Source organism: Marihabitans asiaticum (assembly GCF_007828725.1).
Classification (GTDB): domain Bacteria; phylum Actinomycetota; class Actinomycetes; order Actinomycetales; family Dermatophilaceae; genus Marihabitans; species Marihabitans asiaticum.
Genome location: NZ_VIUW01000001.1, coordinates 323510 through 336840 on the forward strand (window position 1 = coordinate 323510; position 13331 = coordinate 336840).

The following is a 13331-nucleotide window of genomic DNA, read 5'->3' on the forward strand; positions in this document are numbered from 1 at the left end:
CCAAGCAACCCAAGGAGGCACAGCAGGCGAAGGCAACTCCCGCGCAGCGCTGAGAGAGTCGGGGCCTGGCCGCGGGCGACAGGTCGACCGACCGGGCGCCGTCTCACCGCCGACACCTCGTCAGGGTGATCACCTTCCGCGCCGGTGAGGCATCGACCTGCTCCTCGCGCACGGTCTGCTCGAACCCTCGCCCGATCAGCCGGTTGTGATGCCCGCAGACCGGTGCCCCGCTAGCCAGGTCGGTCGGGCCGCCCTCGGCCCATCCGAGCAGATGGTGGATCTCGCACCAGGCGAAGGGGATGTCGCACCCCTCCACCGCGCAGCTGTCGTAGAGCGTGGCCAGCGCGACCCGCTGCCCGGGGGTGAAGAACCGGGACTGTCGCCCGAGGTCCAGCGGCACCGACGCGCCCCCGAGGACGGCGGGGATGATGCCGGCGGCGCTGGCAAGGCGCCGGACCTCGCCGGCGCTGAGCGTCGTCCCGAGGTCGGTCCTGCCCACCCGGGTGAGCTCTCCGGTGAGGTCCTCCAGCCTGGTCGTGACGACGACGGTCGCGGCGGTCTTCTCGTGCAGGTGGTCGGTCGGCAGGTGCTCGAGCAGGATCGCGAGGTCCTGCCCGTGGCGCTGCTGCCGGGCGAGGCTGCGTTCCTTCGGAGTCAGGCTCGGGTCGCACCAGGGCCTCGGGTCATCGGTCGAGGTGTCGCCGCGAGTGCCGTCGCCCTCGGTGCGCCGTCTCGGCGCGGACATCGCCTCGAGGATCTTCTGCAGCGTCTTGCCCGCGAGCGTCGGCACCGTGAACTGCCCGAACATCGTCCCGTCATCGTTGTCCTTGATCCAGAACGACGAGCGCTCCCAGGCCGCCTCCTCCTGCGCCTGGACGCAGCGGTCCTCGTGCTCGTCGGCGGCCGCGACGTCACCGGTGACGCGCTCGAGCACGCGCGCAGCGAGTCGCCTCAGGTCTCGGGGGCTGCGGCCGCGGGCAAGTCGTACGAGCTCGGCCTCGCACTCGCCGACCACCTCCGCGGCCAACCCATCGGGCAACGTGCCCAGCGTGCCCGTGATGACATCGACGTGGGCGGGGGAGAGATCACCGGCCAGCTGGGCGCGAGCGAGCACCGGCAGGCCCGGAGCGGGCAGGTCGGGAGTGGGCAGACCAGGCGCCAGCAGATCGGCAGCCGAACCGCAGGCCTCGCCCGAGCCAGCACCGCCAGTGCCGGACCCACCCGAGGACGCCTCGGCGCCACCCGCGGCGGAGGCGAGTGCCAGCCCGGTGCTCTCGGCCCGGCGGGCGATCCGCGTCGCCTCGCGGGCGTCGGTGGCCGTCACCTGCCCCAGCCAGTGCCCGGCGCTACGCGCGCCCGCCCGCTCCGGCGCCCCTGCCTCGGCCGCGATCCCCGCGGCCTTGTCCCGCAGGGCGGAGCACCGGTTGACCAACCGGGTCACCTCTCGCAGCACCCGACCGAGATCCGCAGTCGTCACGCCCCGGGCAGCGCGCAACGCGTCGAGCTCCCGCTCGAGCTGGTCCAGCCCAGAGTGCAGCTGCCCGCACAACCCACCCGGAGCTTGGTCCGCTCCGGTCGAGGGAGCCACGTCGATCGCCATAGATCAAACATATGTTCGACAACTGACAACGTCCTCGACGGTCCGATGGCTGTGGACACAGCGCTTCGGAACCCGGGCCTGTGGACAGCCACCCTGGCGGACACAGTCGGCCCGTAACCACCGCCGCAACGTCACCACCGCCGCACCGTGAACGCAGGCACCCACTACGCGCGCCCGAGCAGATCACCCCCAACCGGCCACACTGACCAGGTGATCCCCCTTCGCACCGAGCGTCTCCGGCTGCGCCCCTTCACCGAGGCCGACGCCCCCTTCGTCCTCGCGGGCCACCAGAGCGAGGGGCTGCGCCGCTTCATCCCGAGCCAGGTCCTCGACGACCCCTCGGAGGTCCCGGCGCGGATCGAGCGGTTCCAGCGCTTCGACGACGACCCGGTCCTCGGGGTTGTCGCCGTCGAGCGGCTCGCGGACGGCGCGCCGGTCGGGTTGGTCATGCTCCAGCCGATCCCGCCGAGCGAAGGGGTGGACCGCGCGGACATCGAGATCGGCTGGCGCGGCCATCCTGAGCACGCCGGCCGCGGATACATCACCGAGGCCGCGGCTACGGTGCTCGACCACGCCCTCGCGACCCTTCCGCGGGTCCTCGCCGTGACCCATCCGGACAACGTCGCCTCGCAGGCGGTGTGCCGCCGGATCGGGATGGCGGACCGAGGGCTGACGGATGACTACTACGACGAGCCGGGGGTCCGCCTCTTCGTCATCGACAGCCACCCCGAGATAAAGTGAGAAGCGTTCTCGTACGCTGACGCGGTGAGCTACCCCCAGGCCGACATCTACGACGCCTTCGCCACCGACGACTGGACGACGATGGGGCCCGTTCTCGCGGCCGCTCTCGAGCCCTGGCGGGGTACGACCGGCGTCGCCCTCGACCTCGGCGCCGGCACGGGTCTGTCTACCGCCGTCGTCGCCGAGCAGCTGCCGGCCGCCGAGGTCCTCTCCTGCGAGCCGAACCCGACCCTGCGCGCCTCGCTGATCACCCGGGTCGTCGAGCGCGGCCTGATCGACCGGGTGAGCGTCTACCCCTTCGCCGCCGCCGACGTGATCAGCGCCCTGGACGAGCCGATCACCGTGATGACGGCGCTCAACATGATCGGTCACGTCGCGCCGGTCGCGGCGCATGCGCCGACCGTCGCGGACCCGGAGCCGGTGACCTTCGTCGAGCGGCGGATCGGTCGGCGGACCTACACGGGCGAGTGCCAGGCGGAGGTCGACAGGGACGGCAAGGTCGTCTGGCGGAAGGCGTGGCGGGTGCGCGAAGGGGGTGAGCTCGTCGACGAGCGCACGGCCAGGATCCCGTGGAGCCGGGTCGACCAGGCGAGTCTGGGGGCCACCCTCTCCCCGCTCGGCCTGGCGGTCGAGCTGGCCGGAGACCTCCTGCTCGTCACCCGGGCCGGCGAGACCCGGGCCTACGTCACCCCAACCGAGGGACCCCTCGATCCGACTCGCTAACGAAATATCCCCCCTTCGCTAGAGACCCGGATACTCTCCGAGCCGTGGACCCGATCACCAACCCGTACGCCCCCGGAGCCGGTCAGCGTCCGCCCGAGCTGGCGGGCCGCGAGGAGCAGCTGACCACCTTCGACGTCGTGCTCAAGCGGGTCGCCGCCGGCCGGCCCGACCGCAGCCTCGTCCTCACCGGGCTGCGCGGGGTGGGCAAGACCGTGCTGCTCAACCAGCTGCGCAGCGCCGCCGTCCGCGCGACGTGGGGGACCGGCAAGCTCGAGGCGCGCCCGGACCAGCGGCTGCGCCGCCCCCTCGCCAGCGCGCTGCACCAGGCGGTCCGCGAGCTCGGGCACACCCAGGACGACGAGGTCGCGCACGTGCTCGGGGTGATCAAGTCCTTCGGGCAGCGTGACGCGGCACCGGGCACCAAGCTGCGCGAGATGTGGACCGGGGGGATCGACGCGCCCGCGGTCAAGGGGCGCGCGGACTCCGGGGACATCGAGATCGACCTCGTCGAGCTACTCACCGACGTCGGCGGGCTGGCGGCGGACCTCGGGCGGGGCGTCGGCGTCTTCATCGACGAGATGCAGGACCTCGGGCCCGACGACGTGTCGGCGCTGTGCGCGGCGTGCCACGAGATCAGCCAGTCGGGCCTGCCGGTCATCGTCGTCGGGGCCGGACTGCCGCACCTGCCGGCGGTGCTCTCGGCCAGCAAGTCTTACTCGGAGAGGCTCTTCCGCTACGTGCGGATTGATCGGCTGCCGCGGGAGGCGGCCGATCTGGCGCTCACGGCGCCGGCGTCGGAGGAGGACGCGGACTTCGAGCCGGCGGCGCTCGACGCGCTGTATGCGGCGACGGGCGGGTACCCCTACTTCATCCAGGCGTACGGCAAGTCGGTGTGGGACGTCGCCCCGGCCTCCCCGATCCGGGCCGAGGACGTCGCGGTCGCCGCGCCGGAGGCCGAGGCCGAGCTGGCGGTCGGGTTCTTCGGGTCGCGATTCGAGCGGGCGACGCCGGGGGAGCGGGAGTACCTGCGGGCGATGGCGGACGTGGCGGCGCGCATGGCTGCGGACGCGGTCGACGGCGAAGGGGGAGGACTCGACGAGATCGAGTCGGTTGCCACCTCGGAGGTCGCGGCGCTGCTCGGGAAGAAGCCGCAATCGCTCTCGCCCGCGCGGGATGCGCTGCTGAAGAAGGGCTTGATCTACTCCGGTGAGCGGGGGCGGATCGCCTTCACCGTGCCGCATTTCGGGAGGTATCTGCGCGAGCAGACGTGAGGTGTGCTGTCATGTCAGCGGGGAACGATTTTGCGACTTACTGGAGAGTTCGCGACACGCGCGACAGATCGGGCGCTTCAGTGGCGGATTTTGCGACTCCAGCGGCGGATTTTGCGACTGAGGTCGGTGCGCTACATCCCCATCTGGCGGTTGATCGCTGCCGCCCCGATGTCGACGGCGAGGTCGCGCCCAGCGTTGGCCAGGTAGGTAGCCGCCTTGCGCAGGAAGGTCTTGCGCTCCTCGTCAGGCTCTCGATCGGCGGCCCCCCGAGCGCCTCGACGAGTCGCTCGGCGATCACCTCAGCCGTCGGCCAAGCGCCTACCGCTCGGCGGGCGTGGCCGGTGGGGGCGCCGATGAAGACGACCTGACCCGACACCACACGCTCCAGTTGGGACAAGAACGGTGGCTCTTCTGACTCGAGGGCAATCAGCGCTCGCTGGACGGTCGTGGCGTCCAGTTCAGTTCGCGCCTCGATCTGCTCTGGGCTCACGCCGGGGCCGGAATCCTCGAAGGTCTTGACGATCGCGTTCAGCACCGGAAGGTCTCGGCTGGTCCAGGTGTCTTCCATAGCCTCATTGACCCACAGGCCCCGACAGACCCCAGCCCCGCGGGCCTCTGGATAGGCTGGAGAGCAGTGAATACCGGTAATGGAGACCCGAGATTGGCGGCGGAGCAGCGTGCGCGTGTGCTCATCGACCGCCAGCTTGCTGATGCCGGTTGGTCGATCCAGGACAAGAAGGAGCTGAATCTTTTCGCGGCGGAGGGTGTTGTTTGTCGCGAGGTCGTGATGAAGCAGAGCCACGGCAGGGCCGACTACCTGTTGTATGTCGACAAGAAGGTCGTGGGTGTCATCGAGGCCAAGCCGGAGGGCACGACTCTGTCTGGCGTGGAGTGGCAGTCCGCGATGTACGCGTCAGGCCTGCCGGCCAATGCCCAGCTACGCGCCATCACGGTGGATGGACGCCTGCCGTTCGTCTTCGAGGCCAGCGGGACCGAGACGCACTTCACCAACGGCTACGACCCGTATCCGCGGGCACGCCGGGTCTTCAACTTCCCCAAGCCGGGCACGCTGGCGCAGATCATCCGGGACGCCGAGGCCGACCCGGAGCACTCGACGTGGCGGGCCAAGGTCCGCCACCTCCCGCCGCTGGACGAGCGGCCGCTGCGGCCGGCGCAGATCACCGCGATCAAGGGCATCGAGAAGAGCCTGGCTGACCAGCACTTCGACCGGTCCCTAGTGCAGATGGCCACGGGAGCAGGCAAGACGTTCACCGCTGTCACCACGGCATACCGGCTCCTGAAGTTCGGCGGCTTCCGCCGCGTCTTGTTCCTGGTCGACCGCAACAATCTGGCTGAGCAGACGATTGCGGAGTTCCAGAACTGCCGCACCCCGGGTGACGGGCGCCGGTTCAACGAGATCTACAACGTCGACAAGCTCACCAGCGCTGGCATGCTGGGCTCGTCCAACGTGGTCGTCTCCACCATCCAACGGGTCCATTCGGTGCTGCGCGGACATGAGGTCACCGCGGGTGATGACCCGAACCTTGACGACTTTGTGCCGGACGCGCCGGTGACGGTCGCCTACTCGGCTGCGTTGCCGCCGGAGTCGTTCGACCTGGTCATCGTGGATGAGGCGCACCGGTCCATCTACGGAGTGTGGCGCGGGGTGCTGGAGTACTTCGACGCCCACGTCATCGGTCTGACAGCGACCCCGGGCAAGCAGACCTTCGCCTTCTTCCGGCAGAACCTGGTCTCGGAGTACACCTACCCCCAGTCGGTGGCCGACAGGGTCAACGTCGACTTCGACCTCTACCGGATCCGCACCCAGATCAGTGAGCAGGGTGGGGCCATCGAGGCTGGCACCATCGTGCCCAAGGTCGACCGCCGCACACGCAAGGAACGGCTGGAGGCGATCGAGGAGGACTTCGAGTACACGCACAAGCAGCTCGACCGGGCCGTCACCGCCAAGTCCCAGATCCGCACCGTCCTGGAAACCTTCCGCGACCGGCTGTTCACCGAGATCTTCCCCGGCCGTTCCACGCTCCCCAAGACGCTGATCTTCGCCAAGGACGACGCCCACGCCGAGGAGATCGTCACCACCGTGCGCGAGGTCTTCGGCAAGGGCAACGACTTCGCCGCCAAGATCACGTATGCCGCCCGCGACCCCAAGGGTCAGCTCCAGGCCTTCCGCACCTCACCCTCGCTGCGGATCGCGGTCACAGTCGACATGATCGCCACCGGCACCGACGTCAAACCGCTGGAGTGTGTCTTCTTCATGCGTGATGTCCGCTCCGCGCAGTACTTCGAGCAGATGAAGGGCCGCGGCGCCCGCACCATCACTCCGGCCGACTTCCAGTCCGTCACCCCGGACGCCTCGGCCAAGACCCGGTTCGTGATCGTCGACGCAGTCGGCGTCACCGAGCACGACTTCGTCGACCCGCCGCTGAACCGGGAGAAGGGCATCTCGCTGAAGAAGCTCTTGGACAAGGCCGCCACCCTCACACTCACCGAGGACGAGACCGCGACCCTGGCCTCACGCCTGGCGAAGCTCGAGCTTCAGCTCACTCCAGAAGAACGGACCGAGCTGGACGACGTCGCGGGCGGTCCGGTCCGTGACATCGTCCGAAGGCTCGTCGACGCTGTCGACCCGGACAGCCAAGCCAAGGTCCTTGACGGTGCGGCGGACCCGGAGGCTGCTCGCCGCGACCTGCTGGAGCGGGCGGTCGAGCCGGTCGCTGCCAACCCCGAGCTGCGGACCCGGATCCTGGAGCTGCGGGCCGCGCACGATCGGGTCATCGACGAGGTCAACAAGGACGTGCTCCTGGACGCTCACGGTGTCGTCGACCCGAGCCGGGCGAAGTTGGTCGTGGAGTCCTGGACCAAGTACTTGGAGGACCACCGTGACGAGATCACCGCGATCCAGCTTGCGACCGAGGCCAAGGTGCTGCGCATCCCGTTCACCGACATCCAGGAGCTGGCCGACCGAATCTCCCGCCCGCCCTACAACTGGACGCCCGAGGTCATCTGGGATGCCTATGCCAGCATCGACGTCGACCGGGTCCGGAACAGCGACCGCCACACCCTGACCGACCTGGTGTCACTGCTGCGCTATACCGTCGGGCTCGACAATGAACTGGTCCCCTACACGACCCGTGTCCAGGAACGGTATGCCGCGTGGCTGGCTCAACAGGAGCAGGCGGGGACCGAGTTCTCGCCCTTGGAAAGGTGGTGGCTGGACCGCATGGTCGACGTGATCGCAGCCTCCGCTGGCATCACAGCCGAGGACCTCGACCGCTCACCCTTCACCGACAAGGGTGGCGTCGATGGAGCGCTGCGCGACCTTGGCGACCGCGCAGAGGGCCTCATCGACGAACTCAACACGGAGCTCACCGCGTGAAACTGGGTGCTGGATGGCCGCTCCAACCGCTAGTCAAGGTCGTCGAAATCCTCGATGCGCGGCGGGTTCCTGTAAAGGCTTCCGACCGAGCCGCTCTCGGGGGAACGGTCCCGTACTACGGAGCTACCGGCCAAGCCGGCACCATCGACCGTGCGATCTATAACGAACCACTGGTACTTCTCGGCGAGGACGGGGCACCGTTCTTTGATCCGACGAAACCCAAAGCCTTCCTGATCGATGGCCCGGCCTGGGTCAACAACCATGCCCATGTTCTTCGCCCCTTGCCGCACCTGGACAGACGCTTTCTGAAGCATTACCTGGACGCGTTCGACTACCGAGGGTTTGCAAACGGCACCACGCGCTTGAAGCTGACGCAGGCAGCGATGCGCCGAATCCCTGTACCCATGCCTCCGGCGACTGAGCAGCGGCGGATCGTTGAGATCCTCGAAGTCCATCTCTCCCACCTCGACGCTGCCAGCATGGACCTGGCTCGTGCTCGGGCGCGCCTCGATTCGCTGATCGAGGCCGCGCTCCGTTGCCACTTCAAGTCGGATACAGCGACGCGGCCCCTGGCTGACGTTCTCGAGATGCCTTTGGCGAACGGTCGGTCGGTACCGAGTCGGGACGACGGCTTTCCGGTGCTTCGGCTGACCGCATTGAAGGAGGGTGGGGTCGATCTGGCTGAGCGCAAGGGCGGCGCGTGGGAGCGCGCAGATGCCATGCGGTTCCTCGTGCGCCGGGGAGACTTCCTGATCGCACGAGGCAACGGCAGCCTTCGGCTCGTTGGAAAGGGCTCTCTCGTGCGCAGCGAGCCCGATGAGGTTGCCTTCCCAGACACTGTGATCCGCGCGCGCCCGCGACCCGTTGACTTGTCGCCCGAGTTCCTCGATCTAGTCTGGAACGCGCGAGCCACGAGAGATCAGATTGAACGCGTGGCTCGGACCAGTGCGGGGATTTACAAGGTCAATCAGGGTCAACTTGGGGCGATCCAGTTGCCGGTGCCAGCGCCCTCAGAGCAACGAAGCATCATCGCTGCCATGGACAGGCTCCGGGACCATCGCCAAGGGACGCTTGAGGCGATCGACGTCGCAGCGCAGCGGAATCGAGGTCTCCGTCGAGCTGTGCTGGCGGCGGCGTTCGACGGGAAGTTGACCGGACGGCATACAGACGAGGAAGTCATCGAGGAGTTGGCGGGGGCATGAACGGCAAGCAGGTCAAGCTGTTCCTTGTCGACGGGAGCCCTGGTGGCCTGACCACGGCCGAGATCACCAACTGGACCGGGCATGTCCTCTCGGCGCGCCGGTCCGACCTCGCCGACTTGTTGAAGCGTGAGGAAGCTCAGCGAACCGGCGTCTACCTGTTGTTGGGCGATGACGAAACTGCTCTAGGAGACACCCGGTGCTACGTGGGCGAGGCTGACGTCATCGCGACTCGGCTCCGCTACCACGCGAACGACAAGGATCGTGCGTTCTGGGACCGGGTCGTCGTCATCACGTCGAAGGACACGAACCTCACCAAGTCACATGGCCGCTACCTGGAGTCGCGCCTGATCCAACTGGCCACCAAGGCAGGTCGGGTTTCGCTGGAGAACGTGACTGCGCCCCCGACTCCGAACCTCCCGGAGGCGGACGCCTCGGACATGGAGTATTTCATCGGGCAGCTGCAGATCATGTTGCCTGTCCTGAGCGTGAACGCCATCCGAGTCCGCCCGACGCCCTTCCCCGTGGTCTCTGACCCGGTGGAGTCGCCGATCTTCACCCTGAGCAACGCCAAGGTCGGGGTAGACGCCTCAGCACAGCAGATCGACGGCGAGTTTACGTTGCTGACCGGCTCCCGCGTGGTCGCGAAGTGGCACGGCGTGGGCAAAGCCACGAGCACACAGAAGGCCTACGCCGGCTACCGCGCCCGGCACGAGAACCTGCTCGCGGATGGGTCCATCGTCGCTGAGGGCGGTGTCGGTCTCGTCACTCGCGACATAGTCTTCTCCTCGCCCTCGACCGCTGGGGCCGTCGCGCTGGGTCGATCCTGTAACGGCCGGGTCGAGTGGGTGTCGCCTGAGGGCTCCTTCGGTGCGTGGGAGAGTCGTGGCGTTGACTGAACCGAGCGACCTGGATTTCGTTGCTGGTCATCTAGGAAGGGAACGGTCATGAAGTGGGGTCGTGAAGAGTCCGAGTGGCAGGAGCTCGTCGACACGACGGCAGAGTTCCTGGCCGATCAGGCGCGGTTGGGACGACTCACGTCCTATACCGAGGTGAACGCAGTGCTCCACCGGCGTACTGGGCTGAGACCGTTCGACTTCGGCCAAGACGGAGAGCGTGCCGCTCTGGGTGACCTGCTGGGTGAGGTCGCGACGGCGAAGCTCCCCGAGGTCGGCGCCCTGGTGTCGTCCATCGTGGTGTACCTCGGCCAGAACGACGCCGGCCCCGGGTTCTTTTCGCTGGCAACATTCCTCGACCTCCTCACGCCGAAACCGACTGCAGACCAGAAGCTCGCCTTCTGGACGAACCAGGTGAAGAAGACCCATGAGTACTACGCCTAGCTCACGCCGCCTCGTCGACAAACTCTGGTCCTACTGCGACGTCCTCCGGGACGACGGCGTGGGTGTCTTGGAGTACACCGAGCAGCTGACCTACCTGCTGTTCCTCAAGATGGCCCACGAGAGGGCGACCAGGCCGCTGAAGCCGCAGCAGATCGTGCCCGAGGAGTACTCGTGGCAGCGACTCCTGGACGCCCAGGGCACCCAGCTCGAAGTTGAGTACTCCAAGATCCTCGTCGGGCTGGCCCGGCAGCCAGGCGTCATCGGCACCATCTTCCGCAAGGCGCAGAACCGCATCCAGGATGCGGCCAAGCTCAAGCGCCTGGTCGTCGACCTGATCGACAAGGAGCACTGGAGCAGCACAGGGACCGACATCAAGGGAGACGCGTACGAAGAACTGCTCAGTCGAGGCGCCTCAGACAAGGGGTCGGGTGCAGGCCAGTACTTCACCCCGCGGGCCCTGATCCAGGCCATCGTCGACGTCATCCAGCCGACCGTCGAGGACACGGTGGTCGACCCGGCCTGCGGCACCGGAGGGTTCCTTCTCGTCGCCCACGACCATGCAGAGCAGGGTTCGGAATCGATGACCCCGACACAGCGCAGAAAGCTCCAGGACGACCTCGTGCGTGGCTATGAGCTGGTCGACGGCACGGCTCGCCTGGCAGCGATGAATCTGCTCCTGCACGGCATGGGTACCGCCGACGGCGGCTCGCTCATCGAGGTCCGAGACTCCCTCATCGCCGACCCCGGCCAGCGGTGGTCTGTGGTGCTGTCCAACCCGCCGTTCGGGAAGAAGTCGTCGCTCACGATGGTCGGCGGGGACGGCCGCGAGGTGCGTGAGGACCGAGTGATCGAACGCCAGGACTTCGTCGCGACGACCAGCAACAAACAGCTCAACTTCGTCCAGCACATCATGACGATCCTGGACACCAACGGCCGAGCTGCGGTGGTCTTGCCCGACAACGTCCTCTTCGAGGGCGGAGCCGGAGAGACGATCCGGCGCAAACTGCTCGCCGACTTCGACCTGCACACGATGCTGCGCCTGCCGACAGGCATCTTCTACGCCCAGGGCGTCAAGGCCAACGTCCTGTTCTTCGACAAGAAGGTCGCCCGTGCAGGCACACCCTGGACCGAACGGCTCTGGGTCTACGACCTGCGCACCAACAAGCACTTCACCCTCAAGCAGAACCCGCTGAGGCGAGGCGACCTCGACGACTTCGTCACGGCATACCAGCCAGGCCAGCACGGCGAGCGACAGGAGAGCGAGCGGTGGAAGTCCTTCACCTACGACGACCTCGTCGCCCGCGACAAGGCCAACCTGGACATCACGTGGCTGCGCGACGAGTCACTGGAGGACCTGGACAACTTGCCATCCCCGGATGTGCTGGCCCGCGAGATCGTTGAAGATCTTGCCGCAGCCCTGGCCGAGTTTGAGGCCGTGGCCACTGCACTGGAAGAGCAACTGGGCCAATCCCAGTAGCTGCCCTTCACAAGGGAGCCCGATAACCGGTATGTTCACAGGACGGTGAGTCACACCTGGTCCCATGGCCGAACGTGAACTTGGACGGTCCTGACCATCCCGTCCTTGGAAGTCGGGCTACAACCCTCTGGCCCCTGTGAGCAAGTTGAGCGCCGGAGGACGAGATGGTCGACAAGCAGCCAGCCAAGGCACGTCGGGGTCGTCCACGGCTACGCGCCATCAGCGCTGACCAACCAGTGCGGGTAGAGCTGCGCCTCGCACCGGACGTCGCCCGGTGGCTCTTCGCCGTCGCCGACGACACGGGCCGGACCGTGAGTGCGGTCGGTGAGTCCGCGCTCCTGGCCGGGCTGGGCAAGGAGCGGGCCATGTGAGTCGCACGGGCCTGATTCTGGGAGCCCGTCATCCCCCAGACGCGGAGAAAGCCGGGTGGCCGCCCGGCTTTCACGCGAAGCGCGGCAGGTGCCGCGATCAAGTTCACACCACGAACCCCGAGGGGCTCACTACTGCCATTCTGGCCGCCTGACGCGTCCGCGTCAACAGTGGGCTCCTCGACACCAGGAGCCACCCATGCGATCACTTGAGTCATCCGTCCCGCACCGACTGGGTCGACGGACCAACTTCATCCCCGCCCTGGAGGGCAAGCCGGCCAAGTGGGCCGATGTCATCGAATCGGTCTCTGACGCTCAGAAGCGAGCGTCCCTGGCGAAGTCTGTGGTTTCGACCACTCTGGTCAGGGACCCGGACGGGCGCCCGATCGTCACGACCGCCGACGTGGACGTCATGGCGCAGTTGACACCTGACCAACTCTTCGCCGTGCGTCGCCCTGCCTCGCACAAGGGCATGAGGAACTACATCTCCCGCGTGACCGTCCCGAGCCAGGCACACGATTCGCGGGCCGTCTGGTGCGAGAGCTTCAACGAGCTCAGTCACTTGCGGGACCTGCTGATCACCATGCAACCCACCCAGGTGTCCACGCAGCCGCTGCGCCTGGAGTGGGTGTTCGCCTCGGGAGTGCGCAGTCACGTCCCAGACTTCCTGCTCCGCGTGGACGGTGGGAAGACGATGCTCGTCGACGTCACCACGAGGTCCAAGCTCGATGACCCTCGGCTGCGATCGATCCTGCAACTCACACGCGCCACGGCTGAGACGATCGGGTGGGAGTACGAGGTGCGGACGGAGTTGCCACCCCAGCGAGTCCGTAACCTCAACTTCGTCCACGCCGGCCGTCGCGACGTCCGGCAGGACCGCTCCTCAGCAGCCAGACTGCTCCGGCAGGCCCGACGACCGATCGACGTCGAACGGGCCAGCCAGTTGCTCGGGGGTGGGTCACTGGGCTACTTGCGGCTGTGGGACCTGATTGCTCACGGTCTCGCGCATATCCCCCTCGACGAGCCTATAGATATCGACAGCCGGGTCTCTTCCGACCGGCCGGCTGGAGGTGGGTCGTGGCTCGTCAATCTCTGAACCGGACCACCAGACGGGAACCGCTGGGCGTGGGGATGGACGTGAACAGTCAGCCCGGAGCGCCAAAGATCGTCGGCATCACCCGTGACGCGGAGGGACGGGTAGTCGTACTTCTGGAT

At 67.5% G+C, this 13331-nt stretch carries 11 protein-coding genes; 10 read left to right on the forward strand and 1 reads right to left on the reverse strand.

Annotated features, from left to right (window positions below):
* Window positions 1–103 precede the first annotated feature (103 nt).
* The gene (locus FB557_RS01500) at window positions 104–1600 is read right to left on the reverse strand and encodes an HNH endonuclease signature motif containing protein (protein WP_144854997.1); all 1497 of its coding nucleotides are present in this window, start codon (window positions 1598–1600) and stop codon (window positions 104–106) included.
* A gap of 210 nt (window positions 1601–1810) precedes the next feature.
* Here FB557_RS01500 and FB557_RS01505 point away from each other — a divergent pair, with 210 nt between their 5' ends.
* The 10 genes from FB557_RS01505 (at window position 1811) to FB557_RS01555 (ending at window position 13212) form a co-directional block, all read left to right on the forward strand.
* Entirely contained in the window at window positions 1811–2341 is a 531-nt protein-coding gene (locus tag FB557_RS01505; RefSeq protein WP_170236143.1) for a GNAT family N-acetyltransferase, read from the forward strand.
* Window positions 2342–2365: 24 nt separating this feature from the next.
* The gene (locus FB557_RS01510) at window positions 2366–3064 is read left to right on the forward strand and encodes an SAM-dependent methyltransferase (protein WP_144855001.1); all 699 of its coding nucleotides are present in this window, start codon (window positions 2366–2368) and stop codon (window positions 3062–3064) included.
* 44 nt (window positions 3065–3108) lie between these two features.
* Complete coding sequence (locus FB557_RS01515; RefSeq protein ID WP_144855004.1) at window positions 3109–4335, forward strand: ATP-binding protein; 1227 nt, start codon at window positions 3109–3111, stop codon at window positions 4333–4335.
* 685 nt (window positions 4336–5020) lie between these two features.
* On the forward strand, window positions 5021–7732 hold the full coding sequence (locus FB557_RS01520) for a type I restriction endonuclease subunit R (protein ID WP_246074306.1): 2712 nt from the start codon (window positions 5021–5023) through the stop codon (window positions 7730–7732).
* A complete protein-coding gene (locus tag FB557_RS01530; protein WP_144855008.1) occupies window positions 7729–8934 on the forward strand; it encodes a restriction endonuclease subunit S in 1206 nt (401 codons plus the stop codon). The genes FB557_RS01520 and FB557_RS01530 overlap by 4 nt, the downstream gene beginning before the upstream one ends.
* Window positions 8931–9830, forward strand: coding sequence for a GIY-YIG nuclease family protein (locus FB557_RS01535; RefSeq protein WP_144855010.1), 900 nt, complete (start codon window positions 8931–8933; stop codon window positions 9828–9830). The genes FB557_RS01530 and FB557_RS01535 overlap by 4 nt, the downstream gene beginning before the upstream one ends.
* Before the next feature lie 48 nt (window positions 9831–9878).
* A complete protein-coding gene (locus tag FB557_RS01540) occupies window positions 9879–10271 on the forward strand; it encodes a hypothetical protein (RefSeq protein ID WP_211356452.1) in 393 nt (130 codons plus the stop codon).
* Complete coding sequence (locus tag FB557_RS01545; protein ID WP_144855012.1) at window positions 10255–11748, forward strand: type I restriction-modification system subunit M; 1494 nt, start codon at window positions 10255–10257, stop codon at window positions 11746–11748. The genes FB557_RS01540 and FB557_RS01545 overlap by 17 nt, the downstream gene beginning before the upstream one ends.
* A gap of 164 nt (window positions 11749–11912) precedes the next feature.
* Entirely contained in the window at window positions 11913–12119 is a 207-nt protein-coding gene (locus tag FB557_RS01550) for a hypothetical protein (protein WP_144855014.1), read from the forward strand.
* 196 nt (window positions 12120–12315) lie between these two features.
* On the forward strand, window positions 12316–13212 hold the full coding sequence (locus tag FB557_RS01555) for a TnsA endonuclease N-terminal domain-containing protein (protein ID WP_144855016.1): 897 nt from the start codon (window positions 12316–12318) through the stop codon (window positions 13210–13212).
* Window positions 13213–13331 lie beyond the last annotated feature (119 nt).